The sequence below is a fragment of the Erythrobacter sp. K21-9 genome, from assembly GCF_055808355.1.
Window position 1 is genome coordinate 201,463 of record NZ_CM147866.1, and the last position, 18,885, is coordinate 220,347.

Here is an 18,885-nt window from a genome sequence, read left to right on the forward strand (position 1 = left end):
AGCGAAAGCCTCACAAGGTTTAGCTTTCCTGTCACATTGGAAAACGATAGCGAGTGCGGCAATTCTTCAGGAGACCGTTCGATGATCCGCTCGCCCAAATTCGCCGTCCTTCTGGCTTCGGCAGTCATGCCGCTCGCCGCGCGCGCGCCATCCGAAGGCACTGCCGCCTTGCAAAGCGCCAGCGCACCCGCCCAGGCGGCTCCGGCGAAAGCGAAGAACGTCATTCTCTTCATCGGTGACGGCATGGGCATCTCGACCATCACCGCAGCGCGCATCTATGAGGGGCAGAAGCGCGGGGAAAGCGGCGAGGAAAACCTGCTCAGCTTCGAGAAATTCGAGAATGTCGCGCTCGTCAAAACCTACAATACCAATGCGCAGGTGCCCGACAGCGCGGGCACGGCAACCGCCATGCATTCGGGCGTGAAGACCAATATCGGCCTGCTCGGTGTGGGGCCGGCTACGGTGCGCGCCGATTGTGCGTCGGGCCTCGCCAATCCGCTACCTTTATTGGGCGAGGAGGTGAAGGAAAAGGGCCTGGCGCTAGGTATCGTGTCCACGGCGCGGATAACCCATGCGACGCCTGCCAGCGTTTACGCCCGCTCTCCCGACCGCAATTGGGAAGCGTTCATCGATCCCGATGCGCAGCAGGACGGACTGGGCTGCAAGGATATCGCGACCCAGCTGATCGAGGCCGATTGGGACGTAGCGCTTGGGGGTGGAACCGCGGCCTTCTTTGGTAAGTCTGCGGGCGGTCGCAGGACCGAGGAGAATGCGGACCTGCCTGCAACGTGGCGCGCGCGCACCGGCGGAACCTTTGTGACCGATACGGCGGAACTCTTTGCTGCACCGATGGACAAGCCGGTTCTCGGCATCTTTTCGCCCAGCCACATGGCGTACATGGCTGAGCGAATGGAAGAGGCAGCAACCGATGCCAGCGAGCCTACGCTCACCGAAATGACTGCGCAGGCGATCGCGCGGCTGAAGGCCGATCCGGACGGGTATTACCTGATGGTCGAATCGGGCAGGATCGATCACGGCCACCACGCGGGCCGTGCCGGTTGGGCGCTGGAGGAAGCGGTCGAGTTTGCCCGCGCCATTCAACATGCGGTCGACAGCACCGATCCCGAAGAAACGCTGATCATGGTCACGGCTGATCACAGCCACGTCTTCACGATTGCGGGATATCCGCGCCGGGGTAACGATATCCTTGGCCTCGTGGTTCCGCCCGATGAAGGCGGTGAAGAGGTGCGGGATGTGTCGACTGCCGAAGATGGCAAACCCTACACCACGCTCGGATATGGTAATGGGCCCGGCTCGATCGCCAACATGGCCGAGCGCCCGATGCCCGAAACCGGTGTGAATGCGCAGCAGCAATCGGCGATCCCGACCGGCAGCGAAACGCATGCCGGGGAAGATGTGGCGCTATACGCCACCGGCCCGGGCGCGGACGAAGCGCGCGGAGTGATCGAGCAGAACGTGATCTACGACATCATCCGCAAGGCGTTCGGCTGGGAATAGGCCAGGACCCGAACAAGAGCCCCCGAATTCGCAAACAAAAAACCCCTGTCCCGGGGGCGGTGGGACAGGGGTTCCGTTTGAGCGTTCGTCACGCTTGTTCAAAGCGGCTTATTGTGAAGGGTTGGGCAACAGGGGGGAAACCCGCTCTTCAACCGCCTTGTTAAGCATAAATACTCGTTTTTCTCTGTCAGGTATATGAATATCGACGGAGGCTTGTCGCATTCTTACAACCTGTGGGGGGCGAACCGTTCACCGTGGTCGACGAGATGAGCGGCGCGGATCCTGGAACTTAAACGCGCTCTCAGCGACAGACATTCCGTAACGGTGATTCGAAAGCCTTACTGTCGTCCTGTAATTCTGGGCATCGAGCGCGACCCAATGTGTCAGCTCAAGCCCTCCGGGCGCACTCGAATTGCGCACGAAGATAAGATTGATAACCCCAAATTCGGGCCGTTTCGGATCGCGCACTTCGATGCTGAGCACGTCCGAACTGCCGGTCGGGACGAGCTTGCCGTATTTTTTCATATCGCGATTCGGATCAAGCAGTGCGCCCAACGGCGAATTGCGGATCGGCCAGCGTTCGACCTGCCGCACCTCGTAATCGACCATGTAGAGCGAACGGCCATTGGATACGACCAGCAGGTCGGCATCCTTGCCGTAATCGAAGCGAATCTTGCCCGGACGCTTAAGCGTCATCGTGCCGTACGCGACATTGCCTGCGCGGTCGGTCTGGGAAAAATCGGCGCGCATCGTCGAAATCGCGCGCAGCGCGGCAACGGCCCGGTCGAGATCGGCGTTTGCGGTCTGCGCGTGAGCTGCAGGGACGGCGTCGGCCGAAGGCGAGACCGGCAGGGTCAGAGCCAGCGCACCGGCAATACCGGCGGTGGTTACCCGGGCAAGCCGGTTCGAGAGAAAACTGGTCAGCATTGTCATGCCTCGATCACTAGGGATGAAGCGTTGAACTGCGGCTGAACTGGAGAGATTTCAAGAGGCAAGGTGAGCTCGGCGAAAACGCGGAGCGCCTTTATCCGGCGAAGCCTTACTTGATCTTCGCTTCTTTGAATTCGACGTGCTTCTTCGCGACCGGGTCATACTTGCGGAACACCATCTTCTCGGTGATGTTGCGCGGGTTTTTCTTGGTCGTGTAGTAAAAGCCCGTGCCCTCGGTCGAGACGAGCTTGATCTTGACGGTTGCGGGCTTCGCCATGGCGGTATCCTAAATCTGTCTGGTGGGCCGATCATCGGCCAGAAAATATAAAGCGGCGCGCCCGTTTACGTGGTGCACCGCCCTCAGATGCGCGCCAATTGCCGATTCACGGGCAAAAGTCAAGCTTCGCAGCATCGCGCGGCTACCAATCCGATCGGCTGACCTTGCCGCGCTTGGCCTTAACATCGCCCCGCGCTTTCTTGGCTTTCAATCGCTTGGTCTTGCCGATCCGGTTCACTCGCGTCTTGGCGCGCTTCTTCGGCTGGCGATGCGCGGCTTCGAGCATTTCCTCGAGCTTTTCCCGCGCCGCCTGCCGGTTCGCGTCCTGCGTTCGGTGCTGGCGAGCGGTGATAAGGAGGTCGCCCGCCGCGGTCAGCTTCGACCCGGCAATATCGCGCAAGCGCGCGAACACCGGCGGGGGCAGGCGCAGCGCGTAGATGTTGACGCGCAATTGCACTTCGGTCGCGACCTTGTTGGCGTTCTGCCCGCCCGGACCGGACCCGGCGAGGAAGCTTTCCTCGGCCAGGGAATGGGCGCGGTTAAGCAGGTCCTTGTCCATCGCCGGGCGATCAGTCTTCCGGCGGCGCGGCGGGTGACGGTTCGCGCACGGGAGCAGGCGGAGGCTCGGGCGCGGTCAGACCGGCGCGTGCGAAATCCTCGGGGAACGGAGCGAAGGCGCTTACCGGATCCTTTCCTAGACGCGCCATGTAGATCGCCTCTGCGTGGAGCATCGTGCGCGGTGCGCCCTTGTTCTGCCCGCGCACTGGTCCGTAAACCGGATCGCCGAGCAGCGGCGTGCCGAGCCCCTGGAGCGCGTGGACGCGCAATTGATGGGTGCGGCCTGTCTCCGGGCGAAAGCGGATCAACGAGCGTTTCTTGCCCCCCTCCCCAATCGTCTGCAGCAGCTCCCAGTGCGACACCGCCGGTTTGCCCTTCTTCGCCGCGATCATGCGCCAGCCCTTTTCCGCCGAGCTGATCTTGGTCAGGTTCAATTCGATTGTACCCGATTGCGCGGTCGGTTCGAAATCAATCACCGCGAGATAGGTCTTGCCAACCAGCCGATCCTCGAACGCCTTGTTGAAGCGTTTGAGTGCCTTGGGATTGCGCGCCATCAGCAGGCAGCCGCTGGTGTCGGTATCGAGCCGGTGGACCGCAACCGGGGGGCGCTGAAAGCCAAGCTTCAATTGCTCGATATGGTCGAACAATGCCGGGCCGCCGCGCTTGGGCCGGTCGACCGGAAGGCCCGCTGGCTTGTTGATGACGAGAGCCTCGCCGTCTTCGAACAGGATCGGAATATTCATTTCAGCGTGCCTTTGAACAGGCCGCGCACGGCATTGCCGAGCAGAAAGCCATTGGAAAGATCGTCAAGCGTCAATTCGGCTTCGTACCGCGCGCTCCTTCTCGATCAGAAATTCGCGGAGGACGCCCGGTAACAGGCCGAGACGTGCAGGCGGGGTGAGCAGGGTGCCATCGCGCTCGACAAAGACATTCGTATAGCTGCCTTCGGTCACCAGTCCATCCTCGCGCACAAGGATCGCCTCGGCGGCGCCCGCGTCCTTCGCAGCGGCGAGAGCGTCTTCGTAAAAGCCCCTGTCACTGGTCTTGTGCGATAGCCGCCAGTCCGACGGGTCGAGCGGGTTCGGCAGCGCTATGACGGGGGCCGGATCGGGCAGCGGCGCGGGCATCGGCCCGGTCTCCAGCGCGGTCGCCCCGCTGCGCGCGGCGAGCAGTCGCAGCTTGGCCGGCTGGTCGAGTTCGAAGCACAGCGCCTGGATCTGGTTGCGCGCGGCATGCCGGTCGAATTCGAACCCGAGCGCGGCGGCGCTTTTCTTCATGCGCGCCAGATGCAATTCCAGCAGCGCGATCCCGATCTCCGGGTTGAATTCCATCGTTTCAATCAGGTCGAAAGCGGGTGCGGTGTGATCGGGCGTGGACCGGCGCACGAAGCCTGCCTTGACCTCGCATTCGCGCCGTTCGGCCAGTGGATCGCTATCGGCAACGATGGCCGAGCCGATCCCGAGCACCGCTGTCCCTTGCCCGTTTTCAATCGGCGTCAGGCGCAGGGTGCGGATCGCCACGTTGAAAGCGGCATTGCCACCTGCATCGATCCGCCCGATCGCCCCGCAATAGGGGCCGCGGGCATCGCGTTCATACCGGTCGATCAGCTCCATCGCGCGAATCTTAGGCGCGCCGGTGATCGAGCCGCAAGGGAACAGCGCGCGGACAAGGTCCACCGCACTCTTTTCCGGTTCAAGCTGCGCGCGGACGCTGGATACCATCTGGTGCACGGTCGGATAACTCTCGATGGCGAAAGGCGCATCCACCCGGACGCTGCCCGGCACCGCGACGCGCGACAGATCGTTGCGCATCAGGTCGACGATCATCAGGTTCTCGGCCTTGTCCTTGACCGAGGTCGCCAGTTCTTCGGCGAGCGCGACATCGCTTTTCTCGTCCTGACCGCGCGGGCGCGTGCCTTTCATTGGCTTTGCCTTCGCCTGATCGCCGTCCAGCGCCACGAAGAGTTCGGGGGAAAAGCTCAGCAGCCAGTGCGAGCCATCGAACAGCATGCCGCCATAGCCCGCTTGTGCAGACGGGCGGAGCGCTGCGTAAAGCGCGACCGGATCGCCGCGATACGAACCTGCTAGCGGATAGGTGAGGTTCGCCTGGTAGATATCGCCCGCGTGGATCGCCTCGCGCAACGCGGCGAACGCTGCGTCGTATCCGCCGGGCGAAAGCTGCGGATCGAGCGGACCGATGCTCGCTGTGCCCTGACCGCGCGCGGCAAGCCATTCGGGCATCTCGGCAGCCGCTATGCGCTGCGGATCGGCGAACAGGCCGAGCCATACGAGCGGGCCGTGGTCTCCGCTGCGCGCACCGGCCAGACCAGCCAGCTTCGGTTCCAGCGCAAGCCCGGATTCGTAGGCCATATAGCCCGCCAGCGTGCCGCGCCCCTCAGCCTGAGCCTGCGCAGCGCGGGAAAGCGTATCGGCAACTTCTGACGGGCGATAGGCGGCGAATGTTTCGGTTGGATTTTCGTACAGCAGCGCATCTGCCGCATTCTGCGCGCGCGCGTCATCCAGCAAGACGAATGGTACATCGGAACCCATGACAAGCGCCTTAGCCCATTGGCAGATCAAGTCGAGTGCTTGACCGCTTGGATTTGCCTCTGCATTCCCGCTGCTGAACCGTGAATGCGCAAGGGACTGTCAGGGCGATGAGTGAAATTTTTCTGGGACTGGGCGGAAATGGCGAGAAGCAGCATCTCGCGCTGAGCCGTGCGAACCGGCACGGCCTGATTGCGGGCGCAACCGGGACCGGCAAGACGGTCACGCTGCAAGGGCTTGCCGAGAGTTTCTCCGCACACGGTGTCCCGGTATTCGTCGCCGATGTGAAGGGCGACCTGTCCGGTGTCGCCATGCCCGGCTCGCCGACTTTCAAGCATGCCGACAAGCTCGAAGGCCGCGCGGAGGAACTGGGCATGGAAGATTATGCCTATTCCGACAATCCGGTGGTCTTCTGGGATCTGTATGGTGAGCAGGGCCACCCGATCCGCACCACGATCACCGAAATGGGGCCATTGTTGCTATCTCGGTTGCTTGACCTCAACGACACGCAGGAAGGCGTGCTCCAGATCGTCTTCAGGCACGCCGACGAGAACGGACTGCTGCTGCTCGATTTCGGCGACCTGCAATCATTGCTGAAATGGGCCTATGACAACTCGAAGGAGCTTTCCGGCGAATACGGAAACGTGTCGAAGCAGTCGGTGGGCGCGATCCAGCGGCAATTGCTGTCTTTTGAATCGCAGGGAGCAGACCACTTCTTTGGTGAGCCGGCGCTGGAGATCGACGATTTCCTGAAGCTCGATGAGAACGGTCGCGGCCATGTCAATGTACTCGCCGCCGACAAGCTGATGCGCAGCCCGAAGCTGTATGCGACGTTCCTGCTGTGGCTGCTTGCGGAACTGTTCGAAAGCCTGCCCGAAGTCGGCGACCCTGAAAAACCCAGCCTCGTGTTCTTCTTCGATGAAGCGCATTTGCTGTTCGACGATGCCCCCGACGCCTTGCAGGAAAAGATCGAGCAGGTTGTGCGATTGATCCGTTCCAAAGGGGTTGGCGTGTTCTTCGTGACGCAGAACCCGATCGACATCCCCGAGGAAGTCGCTGGCCAGCTCGGCAACCGGGTGCAGCGCGCCCTGCGTGCGTTCACCAAGCGTGACCAGCGCGCGATCAAGGCTGCGGCAGAAACCTTCCGGATCAACGAGGATCTCGATACCGAAGAGGTCATCACCGAACTCAAAGTAGGTGAGGCGCTGGTCTCCACCCTCGACGAGGAAGGCGCGCCGACCATCGTCCAGCGCACTTTGATCAAGCCGCCGCGCTCGCGTCTCGGCCCGGTGACGAAGAAAGAGCGCGCGATTATCCAGTCGGTCAGCCCGTTCGATGGAAAGTACGACGAAGCGATCGACCGCGAAAGCGCCGAGGAAGTGCTCGCGCAAAAGGCAAAGGACGCCGCCGAAACCGCCGAAGAGGTCGCGGAGAAGGGCGAGGAAGAGGTCCGCAAGCGTCCGCGCAAAACGAAATCGATCTGGGAAAAGGCGATGTCCCGCGGGACCAAGGTTGCCGCCGGTTCGATGGCCGGGGCTGCCGCGGCCGCCGTGCTCGGCAAGAAAAGCCGCGCCAACCCGATGCGGTCCGGGATCACCTCTGCTGCCGGATCGATTGCAACCGACCTCGCGGGGCCGATGGCAGGTCGGTTTGTGCGCAACCTGATCGGCGGGCTGATGCGTTAAGCGCCTGCGACTGCCAGCGTGTGATTTTCGTAGGCGAGCCTGACCGGCATTTGAAAATCAATCAGCGCTTCGCCGCCGCATTCCCGTAGCAGGTCTTCGCACGCCGCGCGGTTGTTTCCGCTCAGCGAATGCAGGTAATCGAGGGCGCGCTGGAGCATCCAGAGGCTGAAAGTGCGGGCGATCCCTTCGCCTTGCACGCCTTCGATCTCGAACGGAGCCATGCCGACACCGCGCGGGATTTCGGCGTTCGGATTTTCCGCATGCCATTTGCCCAGCAGCTGCGCTGTCGCTGCAAGAAACGGGACGTGCTCGCGCATCATCCGCGCAAGCACCGGGACCAGCGTCGCAGGCACCGTGTCACCTGGCAGGAATTCACCTGAGAGCGGCGCTTGGGGCTTGACCATTCGCTCTACCCATTCGGCCACACGCGGGGCGAGCCGCTCCATGATCTCGCCCGAGGCCGGGTCGCGGTAGAGATGCGCGTAGAGCGGTCCGATCAGGCCGTAATCGCCAATCGAGGGACGGTTGCCAAACAGGAAGTCGTGCTCGGCGAAATGCACATCGAGATCGGCCAGCAAGGCCTCGTAACTCGCCTCGATCGCCGGGATGGTTTGCTCGTTGATGCCAAGCGCCGGGACAAACCCGCGAAATTGCTCGCCGATCATCGTGCCCGCGGCGATCTGCTGCTCGCGCGGGGCCTCGGGCATCATGTTTCGGCCGAATTCCTCGAGGATCCATTCCGCGTTGTAGTTCCAGCGATAATGCATCGCGGGAATGACAAGCCATTCGTCGCCGAAACATTCGAGAAGCAGCGCGGCAAACCGCTGGCGCGCGGTTTCGGGATAGACCGACGGGCCGGCCTCCGCCTGTTCGAAATGGTCGATGATGAGCGAAGTGTCCTGCAGGATCGTGCCGTCCTCCAGCTTCATGACCGGAATGATCATGCGCCCGACCGCAGGTACGATTACCTCGTTGCGGATTGCGAGATCGGGCGAAATTTCACGGTAATCGACATCTTTCCAGTCGAGAAAAGCGCGCGCCTTCCCGGAGAAAAGCGAAGCGGGCGAGCCATACATTACGTGGGTCATGAGCATCCTTTCGCGCGCGCCGCGCCTTTGGTTACGCGCGGGCGGCCCTTTTCGCGAGGGGAATGCGGATCTCGGCTCTAAGGCCGCCTTCGTCGCGGTTGCGCAGCACCAGCTCGCCGCCATGCTGCTGCGCGATGGCGCGAGCGAGCGTCAGGCCGAGCCCGGCCCCGCCGGTCGCGCGGTTGCGGGACGCCTCTCCGCGCGTGAAGGGTTCCATCATCTCGGACATTCGATCCGGTGCAATGCCGGGTCCGTGGTCGTCGACCCGCAGGATCGCCTCGCCATTTTCCTCGAACACCGCGACCTCGGCGCTCTCGCCGTAGCGCACTGCATTGCTGACGAGGTTGCGCAAGGCGCGCTTGAGCCAAGTCACCTGGACCGGCGCGACCAGGCGCGTGAATTCCCTCAACGCGACCGGCTGGCCCAGATCCTCGAATTCATCGACAACGCTGCCTGCCAGCGCGCCAAGATCAACCGCTTCGGCACTGTTCTGGGATCGCCCGACGCGCGCCAGTGTCAGGATGTCGTCGAGCGTCGCTGTGATATCTTCTATACTGTCTGCCATGCGCTGACGCTGAACCTCGTCGGGCACGCTTTCGATGCGCACGCGCAAGGCGGCGAGCGGGGTTTTCAGGTCGTGGCCAATCGCGCCCAGCATCACGTCTTTTTCATCGAGCAGGGCGGCAATGCGGGTTTCCATCGCATTGTGCGCCGCGATCAGGCGGCGGGTGTCGGCCGGGCCGCTTTCCTCGAGCGTGAGAGTGTAGTCGGGTCGGCGCGAGAAATCGCTCACCCGCTCGGTCAGGCGCGCCAGAGGCTGGGTGATCCGGCGCAGGACGAGGAACAGGACCGCCATCAGCACGACGAACAGGATCGCGGTCTGAACGGCGATCCCGCCAATGACTTGTGGCTCGCGCCGGGGCACGGCGATCCGGGTGATCCGCCACGGACCGCCCGCTTCCAGCTGGATACCGGCGACGAGCAATGTCTCGTCGGCCCAGCCAGGACGCGCAGCGAAGCGAGGATTGCGCTGCGCACGTGCCTGCATCACCGGGTCATCGCCCGCACGCCGCTCGGTCAGCTGAACCGCGACTGTGTCGATGCCCTGACTGTCCAGTATTGCTGCAAGCTGCACGGCGCGGTCCTCCAGCTGCGCCTCACCGGGGAGCAGCGGCGGCGTTTCGCTAATGCGGGTGCGCAGCCTGCGCCCGGGACCGCGGCGAGGCGAGCGAAATTCACCGGACTGCTCGAGGTCGATGCGAAAGCGGCGCTCGCGGGTTTCCGGATCGGTCAGCAAGGCTAGCGCAGCGCGGTTGAGCAAGTTCGCCTCCAGCCTGCTTTCCGCCGCGCGGTAGAGCAGCGTTGCGGATATGATCTGCGTGATGAGCAGGGCCGCGCCGATCGCAAACAGGGTCTGGCCAAGCAGGCTTTTGGGAAACAACCGGGTCATGCGACCGCGTCCGGGACCTTCCGCTTAACATCTGCGGCAAAGCGGTATCCGCCGCCGCGCACTGTCTGGATGAATTGCGGATTGCGGCTGTCGGCCTCGATCTTGCGGCGCAGGCGGCTGACCTGGTTATCGACCGCACGGTCGAACAAGTGCGCCGTCCGGCCCTGCACCATGTCGAGCAGTTTGTCCCGGTCCAGCACTTTGCGAGGGTTATCGAGAAACGCGCGCAGCAGGCGGAATTCGGCGGTCGAGATCGGCACGGTTACGGCTTCGGGATCGGTCAGTTTGCGCTTGAGCGGATCGAGCAGCCAGCCTTCGAATGCGTAGAGCCAGTCTTCCGCCTCGACATGGGGCGCCGGTCCGCGCGCTACCCGCCGCAGCACTGTGCGTATCCGGGCGACAAGTTCGCGCGGTTCGAAGGGTTTGACGACATAATCGTCCGCGCCCAGTTCCAGGCCGACGATCCGGTCGGTGGGCTCGCTTCGGGCGGTGAGGAAGATAACCGGGATCTGCCGGGTTTCGACGAGGTGCCGGCAGAACGAGAGGCCATCTTCGCCCGGCATCATGATGTCGAGCAGGACGATATCGGGCTGCGCGCCCGAAAGCTCGCTGCGCGCTGAGGCCGCGCTGGCTGCTTCGGTCACGGCAAAGCCCTGGCCGCTCAGATATTCCGCCAGCGGTTCGCGCAGCGTCGGTTCATCATCGACCAGCAGAACCGATATGGGAGTGTCATTGCTCATGTCTCGTCTCGCATCGGCCCCGGATTGCGTGAAGCCGGGTCATGTAAGGAACCGGCCCGGCGCGCAACCCATCACGGGGAGCGGGCCGAGCCGGCGGAGGAGCGAACCGGGCGTTACGGGGCGCTGATCGGCCCGGATCGCAACAGGGGAGGCCGATCAGTTGGCCCGGGTGCCGCGGCTGGCGCGGCGCTCGGCGCGGGCCTGTTTGCGCGCTTCCTTGGCGGCGGCGCGTTCTTCGGCAGTAATGCTGCCCGAACCGTCCGTATCGACCCGGCTGAACCGCGCTTCGATGGCGGCGTCGAACTCGGCGCGCGATACGGCCTGATCGCCATTGGTGTCGGCCTCGCGCATCATCCGCATGCCGTGGCCGCCGCGCCGTCCGCCGCGCCGCATTTCGCCGCGCATACCGCGCCGGCCTTCACTTGCTTCGCCGCGCGCCTGTTTGCCGGCTTCGAGCTCGGCTTCGCTAAGGCCGCCGCTATTGTCGGTGTCGAGGCGCTCGATCCGGGCCGCCTGGCGCTCGGCCCGGCGCTCTGCTCGTTCGGCATGGCGGGCTTCGCGCGCGGCGGTCATTTCTTCTGCGGTCAGCTCACCATCGCCATTGGTGTCGGCAGCTTCGAACCGCATAGCGCGGCGCGCCGTACGGTCTTCCTGGTTGAGGACCCCGTCGGAGTTCACATCCATCTTGGTAAAGCGCTCTGCGCCGTGTGCCTTGGCCTCGGCCAAGGTAATGATGCCGTCACCATCGGCGTCGGCGGCCATCGGGCCGCGCTTTGCCCCGTGATGGTCGGCAAGGGCCACGCCAGCACCGCCAAGGGCGAGGGCTGCGGCCGAAAGGGTCAAGGTCAGTTTACGCATCGTTGTACTCCAGAAGGTGGTTTCAGGAGAGCTGCGGCGAGTAGCCGTTGACGATGATCGGCGGCTTTAGGGGAGGGGGCCGCGCTGTCAGGGGAGGGTAGTGCCGTCAGGGCCTACTCACCGCAACTCATGAAACCTGTTCTAGAGGGCGTATGTCGCAGGCTTATCCCGGATACCTGCATTATTGTCGCGAATTGTATCAGGGACGCGCGGGCGTTCATCCACACGCAATTTCGCCCGCGAATTCGTTCACTTGCGGGCAAGATTGCGGGCAATCACTCAGGCCCAATCATTCTGGCCCGATCATTCTGGCGCAGTCATGCAGAACACGTTGAGCTTGTTGCCGTCCGGATCGCGGAAATAGCCTGCGTAAAAGCCGTCATCGCCGCGCGGGCCGGGAGCGCCCTCATCGCTTCCGCCGTGGGCAATAGCAGTGTCGTAGACCGCCTTTACCTTGTCGGGATTGTCGACCTGCAGCGCGACCATCGTGCCGTTTCCGGCGGTGGCTTCCTCACCATCGAATGGCTTGGTAGCCGCAACACCGGGCGCGCCGCCCATCTCTCCCCATGCGACGAACGTGTCGAAGTCCATCATCCGGCCCACACCGAAATGCTGCGCGATGGCATCGTAGAATTTCGCCGCACGCGGCAAGTCGTTTGTGCCAAGGGTTACGTAGCCGATCATGCGATCATCCTCCTGCTGCGAGGGCGCTGGATTGCGACTCGCGAATTGAGAACATTACAGGAACAGATGGCTTGCGACAAGCGCGCTCAAAGCGAGGCGCACTCGCGCTCCAGCCATGCAAGGTCGTCGCCTTCAAGCTGCGGCGCGATCAGCGCGCGTACCTGTTCGTGATAGCTATCAACCCACGCTACCTCTTCGGATGTAAGCAGGCGCTTCTCGATAAGTGTCCGGTCGAGCGGTACGAATGTGAGCGTTTCGAAGCCGAGAAAACGCCCTTCCGCTCCCTCGATCTGCTTCTCTATCGTCAGCACCAGGTTCTCGATCCGGATCCCGTATTCGCCGGCCTTGTAATAGCCCGGCTCGTTCGAGAGGATCATGCCCTCGAACAGCTCCTGCGACGTCCCGGCCTGTCCGCCGCCAGGCTTGGCGATGCGCTGCGGCCCTTCGTGCACGCCGAGAAAGCTGCCCACGCCGTGGCCCGTCCCATGCGCGTAATCGACGCCCGCTTCCCACAGATATTGTCGCGCAAGCGCATCGATCTGTCCGCCATTGGTCCCTTGCGGAAAGGCAATGCGGTCGATCTGGATGTGCCCCTTGAGCACGCGGGTGAAACGGTCCTTCATTTCGGGCGTGGGCTTGGCCGAGCCATCGGCGGAACCCACCCACACGGTCCGGGTGATGTCGGTCGTGCCCGCTGGATACTGCCCACCGCTATCGACGAGATAGATCGATCCGGGAGGGATCGGGATATTGGTGTCCTCATCGACCTTGTAATGCGGCAAGGCGGCATGGCCGGAGGCTGCAGAGATCGTATCGAACGAGGTATCGCGCAGGTCGCCATGTTCGCGGCGGAAGCCTTCCAACTTGGCCGCGGCGGCCAGTTCGTCGATCTCGCCCGAAGGCGCGGTTTCCTCAAGCCAGCGTAGGAACCGGCTGACGGCGGCTCCATCACGTTCCTGAGCGTCGCGGTGGCCCTGTTGCTCGGCGGGGTTCTTGATCGCCTTGGCGAGGATGGTCGGGTCCTGCTTGAACACGAAGTTCGCGCTGCCGGCGCGCAGGCCCTGCGCGATGCCGACTACGCCGAAGTCCGGATCGACGCTTACGCGCTTGCCCGAAAACTCGCCCAGTGCGGTCTCGAATTCGGCGCGATCGCGCACGCTGACGGCGTTGCCGAGGTGCTGAGTGACCTCGGGAGTGATCTTGTCCGGTGCGATGAACAGCTCTGCGCGGCCATCCTTGTGCGCGATGACATAGGACAGCGCGACAGGCGTGTGGGCTACGTCCGTGCCGCGAATGTTGAGCAGCCACGCGATGGAATCGAGTGCGGGCACAACCACCGCATCCAGATTGTTATCAGTTAGCCAGTCGGCGATCCCCGCACGCTTTTCTGCCGAGGGACGGCCGGACATCGCGTCGTCATGGACGATGGCCTCTGCATTGGATCGTTCGGGTTGGTCGGCCCAAACCGCGTCGATCGGGTTGCCATCGGCAGGCACCATCGCAATCCCGCTCGGCTCGACCTCTCGTTCCAGCGCCTCGACCCAGTTCCATGTGTGGAGCCACGGATCGTAGGCGATCCGCGCGCCGCTCTGCACCTTGTCGGTGAGCCAGTTGCCAAGGCTGTCGCCGGGAATGGCGCGATATTCGAACAGGCTTTCATCGACCTGGTCCCTGACCTGCACGGTATAGCGTCCATCGACGAAGATCGCCGCGTGATCGCGCGTAACCGCAGCAAAGCCTGCCGATCCGCCAAATCCGGTCAGCCAATGCAGACGCTGCGCGTAATCGCCGACATATTCGCTCATATGTTCATCGGAGATTGGGACGATAAATCCGTCAAGGTCGCGGCGCTTCAGCTCTTCGCGAAGGGCTTTCAGACGGGCTTCGTGGGTCTGCATCAGCATCGTGGGATCGTCCTGCTAGCGGCGCGGCATTGTGCTGCGCGAATTTGTGATTACTACGCCAACACATAGGCCGCTTGGCCGCCGCTTTCCACCCAGGCGATTCCCCGCCCGCGCAGATCGAAGTCTCCCATGATCCCGTATTCGAAAACCCGTCTTGCTCTCACCGCAGCCCTGGCCTTCGCAATGCCGAGCCTGGCCAGCGCAACCACCAATGAGGAAAATACCGGCGTGACCACTTCCGACACCGCTGTTCCAACGTCCCCGCCTGTCGCCGAAAAGCGCGAGCACAGTTATACCTATCACGGGATCACGATCTCCGACCCGTATGACTGGCTTTATGACAAATCCTATCCCGTGGTCGATGACGAGGATGTGCTCGCATACCTGAAAGCGGAGAACGCCTGGTTCGAAGCGCAGATGGCACCTCAGAAAGAGCTGACCGAAGCGCTGTTCAAGGAAATGCGCGCGCGGATCAAGGAGGACGACAGCACCGTGCCGCAGCGCCGGGGCGACTACCTCTACTGGTCCGAATTCGAGGAAGGCGCGCAATATCGAAAGCATTACCGAAAGCCCGTCGCGGGCGGCGATGACCAGCTGATCCTCGATGAAACCGCGCTGGCCGAAGGGCTGGAATATTTCCGCCTCGGTGCGACATCGGTGAGCAGGAACGGACGTTACCTCGCCTATTCGACCGACACCAACGGGTCGGAGCGCTTCACGGTCCGGATCAAGGATTTGCAGACCGGCGAATTGCTCGCCGACGAAATTCCCGAGACTCTGTCCGGCCTGACCTGGCTGAAAGGCGACACGATCCTCGCCTACAGCCGCGTGGACGATAACTGGCGGGTCAACAATGTCCGCCTGCACACCATAGGCACACCGACCAGCGATGACGTGGAGATTTTCACCGAAGACGATATATCGTTCCGCGTCGGCGCAGGCCTTTCGGCGCAGGAAGACTATCTGATCATCTCGACCGGCGACAACGAGACGAGCGAAGTGCGCTTCGTTTCGGCCGACAATCCGACCGGCGAACAGACGCTGGTCAAGCCGCGCAAGAAAGGCGTCGAATACGATATCGACATCCGGGAAGGCGAGTTGTTCGTCCACACCAATGACGATCACCTCAATTTCCGGCTGGCCAAAGCGACTTTGGATGCTCCAGGCGAATGGGAGACCGTTATCGCGGGCTCGGACGAATTCTACCTGATGGATTTCGACCTGTTCAAAGAATTCTTCGTCACCGAAGGGCGCCTGAACGGGCTCGATCAGGTTCAGTTGCGCAGCTACGATGCCCCCGGCGATGCCAGTCCGATTGCCTTTCCCGAGGCGAGCTACAGCGCGGGCCTTTCCAACAATCCCGAATATGACCAAGCCAAGCTGCGGCTCTCCTATGAAAGCATGATCACGCCCGACACCGTGTTCGATTACGACGTCGCGAGCCGGTCGCTCGAGCAGCTCAAGCAGCAGGAAATTCCGAGCGGCTACGATGCATCGCTCTACACCACGGAGCGGACCGAAATTCAGGCGCGTGACGGGACCATGGTTCCGGTCAGCATCGTTATGCGCAAGGACCGGCCCGCTGGCGGTCCGCTGCACCTCTATTCCTACGGCGCATACGGATATGCCGTGCCGCCGGGCTTTTCGACCACCCGCCTGAGCCTGATCGACCGCGGCTTTGCCTATGCCATCGCGCATATCAGGGGCGGCGACGATCTGGGCCGGCGCTGGTATTTGCAGGGCAAGCTGAATGAGCGCACCAACACCTTCAACGATTTCGTCGATGCCGGGCGCGGATTGATCGCCAAAGGCTACACGGTACCGAAGGCAAGGTCACGGCCAGCGGCGGCTCGGCAGGCGGCGAATTGATGGGCGTGATCATCAACCAGGACCCAGCGCAATATGGCGCGATCGTCAGCCACGTCCCGTTCGTCGATGTGCTGAACACGATGCTCAACGAAGAGCTGCCGCTCACTCCGGGCGAGTGGCAGGAATGGGGCAATCCGATCCTGAGCAAACAGGCGTTTGCCTATATCCTGTCCTATTCGCCCTACGATCAGGTGACTGCGCAGGACTATCCTCCGATGCTGGTCACCGCCGGGCTCAATGACCCGCGCGTGACCTATTGGGAGCCCGCAAAGTGGGTCGCCAAGCTGCGCGAGCGCAAGACGGACGATAACATGCTGCTGCTGAAGACCAATATGGGCGCCGGGCATGGCGGCAAATCAGGGCGCTGGAATTCGCTCTATGAAACGGCGGAGGAATACGCCTTTATCCTGTGGCAGATGGGGATGGCGGACCAGAAAGGCGGCGAGTGAGCCTCAGCTTCACCAGACCCTTTATGGCCCTGCCGGAGCACATCGACGAGCTTGGGCACGTCAACAATTCGGTCTGGGTTCAGTGGATTCAGGATCTCGCCACAGCGCATTGGGAAGCGGTACGCTCGGCCAGCGGATCTCGCGCAGTTCTTCTGGGTCGTGATCCGGCATGAGATAGATTACCGCGGCAATATTGCAGCGGGTGAAACTGCGCATGGCAAGACGTGGATCCCCGATGCGCCGCGCGGGGCCAAGTCGGTCCGCCACGTCGAATTCATTGACGAGGCGGGCAAGCGGCTGGTGTCCGCGCAGACGACCTGGGCAATGCTCGACAGGGACACGCAGCGGCTCGCACGGGTGCGGCCCGAAGTGATCGCTCCGTTCCGGGACGCCTAGCGCATACTCAGGCGGCCCGCTTCTTTCGCCGCCAGCGAGAGGGCGGCGCTTCGTTGAAGACCTTGAGCCGTTCGTAAGCCATGCGATTGCGGCCCGCTTTCTTGGCATCGTAAAGCAGCTGGTCGGCGCGCGCGTAGAAATTCTCGAAGGTCATCTTGCTGCTCGATGAGCGCGGCATCTCCACCACGCCCATGCTGGCGGTCACCGGCCCATCGAGGCCGGGCAATTTGTGCGCAATGTGGAGCGGTACGGCCCGGCGCAGCGCTTCGGCTCTGGCGATCGCGTCGGGACCTCTCAGCAGAACCACGAATTCCTCGCCGCCCAAGCGCACCGGTATGCTGTCGCGGCTGCCCCTCACCCGCAGCGCTTCGGAACAGGCGACGAGGGCGGCGTCGCCTGCCTGGTGACCATGACTGTCATTGACCTGCTTGAAGCGATCCAGATCGACTAGAGCAAATGTATCGAAGCCTTTGGATACCAGTTCCGGGAAACGGGCCATGATCGCCCGGCGGTTCATCAATCCGGTGAGCGGATCGCGCTCCGACAGGCGTGACAGCTCCACCGCGTCCTCAACCGCCTTGTCGCGCTCCTGCCGGATTGCGAAGAAGCGGTCCGCGATCGCCAGGCTGATGACGGTCACCTCGAACCCGGTTGCGACGAACAGCAGCAGGTCGAGCTCCGGTGGTCCGGCATAGACACCGAGCCCGCGCCACAACCGCTCGATCGAGGCCAGGATGATCGGGATCCATGCAACGGTCACGAAACGCGCCGAGCGGCTTCCCCTGAGGACAGCCTCCGTCAGTGCCGCACTGATGACGGCGAGCGCGGGGAGGAAGGTGTAGAAATAGAAACGGTCGTCGAAGGTCTGGGTCGCGTGCAATTGCAACGCGAAGAAGCCGGGCACGAAGATTGTCCATACCCCAGTGGCCTTGACCAGGAACCGCATTGGCGCGGATTGAGCATCGTCTTCGAGGAATTCCGCCAGGAACAAGGTCGAGATCCCGCAGCCGATAGCCCACGCCAGCGGTCCGCCAATTGCAACTGCGGCGACCGGCAGGGTGACCACCAGGTTGATGACTCCGCCTGCAAACAGCACATAGCTCATCATTGCGACCACCATGGCCGCGTGCATGGCGACAAATCGCTCCCGCAATACGATGAAGAACCCGAGGTCGAACATCAGGGGCAGGATCAGCATCCCGATAACCATCGACAGCACCATCATCTGAGTGATCGACCAATGCGACGTCGTGGGATCCTGCGTCAGCCTTGCCTCGGCCAGCAGAGGCGCGGAATGGGGACGATCAATGCGCACGATCAGCATGCGGGTGTCCGGGCCGATTTCAGGCAAGGGCAGGCGGAACACCGGCCCTGCGGCAAAGGGCGTGGCTTCGTTTTCGCGGAACGAAGCGGTTCGCATCGATCCATCGCTATCGATGGCGGCGAATGTGATCGTTTCGAAGCGTGCGATCCGGCTGATGAAAAAGCGCGGCGGCGCCTCGCCGGCCCAGCTTTCGGCTTCAAAGCGGAGCCAGCCCGTCGGCTTGTCGGTGCGGAACCCGTTTGGCTCGCAAGTCCAGACGAGCCGCGATCTCATGTCCTCAAAACTTCGCGTCGGCGCCGATGCCGAGTGGCAGGCAGCGGTCAGGCCTGTCTCGCCGTGCTCGTGCGCAGCGGCCGGCACCGCGGCAAACGCGGTCAGCAGCGCGGTGATCGCAGCGCAAAAAGAAAGAAACACCGTTTTCAGCACACTCGCGCGATACGGCGAAACCCCTTACAATGGGTTTAAGGAAAGTCCGGTTACCCAATAAAATTCTGATTTGTTTGCAGAATATTGGCGGCACGCGAGACCGGTGTTAACCATCGTCAATGCCCGTCAGCGCTCTGCCCGCTTGCCTTGTCCGTCATGCCGCTGTCACAACCGGCGATTAGC

At 62.7% G+C, this 18,885-nt stretch carries 13 protein-coding genes and 3 pseudogenes; 4 read left to right on the forward strand and 12 right to left on the reverse strand.

The annotated features are described in order from the left end of the window. Positions 1–81 precede the first annotated feature (81 nt). Positions 82–1,518, forward strand: a complete 1,437-nt coding sequence (locus tag AC0L39_RS01080) for an alkaline phosphatase (RefSeq protein WP_473260037.1) — start codon at positions 82–84, stop codon at positions 1,516–1,518. Positions 1,519–1,767: 249 nt separating this feature from the next. On the opposite strand, the gene AC0L39_RS01085 is transcribed toward AC0L39_RS01080, so the two are convergent. The 5 genes and pseudogenes from AC0L39_RS01085 to pabB all read right to left on the reverse strand — a co-directional run bounded on the left by AC0L39_RS01085 (position 1,768) and on the right by pabB (position 5,832). After that, complete coding sequence (locus AC0L39_RS01085; protein WP_473260038.1) at positions 1,768–2,451, reverse strand: LolA family protein; 684 nt, start codon at positions 2,449–2,451, stop codon at positions 1,768–1,770. A 106-nt stretch (positions 2,452–2,557) separates the two neighbouring features. Next, a complete protein-coding gene (rpmG, locus tag AC0L39_RS01090) occupies positions 2,558–2,725 on the reverse strand; it encodes a 50S ribosomal protein L33 (RefSeq protein ID WP_142787457.1) in 168 nt (55 codons plus the stop codon). 142 nt (positions 2,726–2,867) lie between these two features. Beyond that, a complete protein-coding gene (gene arfB / locus AC0L39_RS01095) occupies positions 2,868–3,284 on the reverse strand; it encodes an alternative ribosome rescue aminoacyl-tRNA hydrolase ArfB (RefSeq protein WP_473260040.1) in 417 nt (138 codons plus the stop codon). 10 nt (positions 3,285–3,294) lie between these two features. Then, entirely contained in the window at positions 3,295–4,026 is a 732-nt protein-coding gene (locus tag AC0L39_RS01100) for an RluA family pseudouridine synthase (protein WP_473260042.1), read from the reverse strand. Then, positions 4,023–5,832: pseudogene (gene pabB / locus AC0L39_RS01105) on the reverse strand (aminodeoxychorismate synthase component I). The gene AC0L39_RS01100 and the pseudogene pabB overlap by 4 nt, the downstream one beginning before the upstream one ends. Before the next feature lie 107 nt (positions 5,833–5,939). Here pabB and AC0L39_RS01110 point away from each other — a divergent pair. Beyond that, positions 5,940–7,514, forward strand: coding sequence for a helicase HerA-like domain-containing protein (locus AC0L39_RS01110; protein WP_473260044.1), 1,575 nt, complete (start codon positions 5,940–5,942; stop codon positions 7,512–7,514). Here AC0L39_RS01110 and AC0L39_RS01115 read toward each other — a convergent pair. The 6 genes from AC0L39_RS01115 to AC0L39_RS01140 all read right to left on the reverse strand — a co-directional run bounded on the left by AC0L39_RS01115 (position 7,511) and on the right by AC0L39_RS01140 (position 14,238). After that, positions 7,511–8,602, reverse strand: a complete 1,092-nt coding sequence (locus AC0L39_RS01115; protein WP_473260046.1) for a glutathione S-transferase family protein — start codon at positions 8,600–8,602, stop codon at positions 7,511–7,513. The genes AC0L39_RS01110 and AC0L39_RS01115 overlap by 4 nt on opposite strands. A gap of 31 nt (positions 8,603–8,633) precedes the next feature. Then, positions 8,634–10,052 carry a sensor histidine kinase gene (locus AC0L39_RS01120; RefSeq protein WP_473260047.1) on the reverse strand — a complete coding sequence of 473 codons (1,419 nt, stop codon included), beginning with the start codon at positions 10,050–10,052 and terminating at the stop codon, positions 8,634–8,636. Then, on the reverse strand, positions 10,049–10,792 hold the full coding sequence (locus AC0L39_RS01125; protein WP_473260049.1) for a response regulator: 744 nt from the start codon (positions 10,790–10,792) through the stop codon (positions 10,049–10,051). The genes AC0L39_RS01120 and AC0L39_RS01125 overlap by 4 nt, the downstream gene beginning before the upstream one ends. Before the next feature lie 156 nt (positions 10,793–10,948). Further along, on the reverse strand, positions 10,949–11,650 hold the full coding sequence (locus AC0L39_RS01130; protein WP_473260051.1) for an EF-hand domain-containing protein: 702 nt from the start codon (positions 11,648–11,650) through the stop codon (positions 10,949–10,951). A 303-nt stretch (positions 11,651–11,953) separates the two neighbouring features. Next, positions 11,954–12,334: a VOC family protein gene (locus AC0L39_RS01135; protein WP_473260053.1), complete on the reverse strand. Its 381-nt coding sequence runs from the start codon at positions 12,332–12,334 to the stop codon at positions 11,954–11,956. Positions 12,335–12,420: 86 nt separating this feature from the next. Beyond that, positions 12,421–14,238, reverse strand: coding sequence for an aminopeptidase P family protein (locus AC0L39_RS01140; RefSeq protein WP_473260055.1), 1,818 nt, complete (start codon positions 14,236–14,238; stop codon positions 12,421–12,423). 183 nt (positions 14,239–14,421) lie between these two features. On the opposite strand from AC0L39_RS01140, the pseudogene AC0L39_RS01145 reads away from it, so the two are divergent. Together AC0L39_RS01145 and AC0L39_RS01150 are read left to right on the forward strand one after the other, a co-directional pair. Further along, positions 14,422–16,556: pseudogene (locus AC0L39_RS01145) on the forward strand (S9 family peptidase). A 23-nt stretch (positions 16,557–16,579) separates the two neighbouring features. Continuing rightward, positions 16,580–16,952, forward strand: a pseudogene (locus AC0L39_RS01150) (acyl-CoA thioesterase). A gap of 7 nt (positions 16,953–16,959) precedes the next feature. Here the strand turns inward: AC0L39_RS01150 and AC0L39_RS01155 are convergent. After that, a complete protein-coding gene (locus AC0L39_RS01155) occupies positions 16,960–18,690 on the reverse strand; it encodes a sensor domain-containing diguanylate cyclase (protein ID WP_473260057.1) in 1,731 nt (576 codons plus the stop codon). Positions 18,691–18,885: the final 195 nt, after the last annotated feature.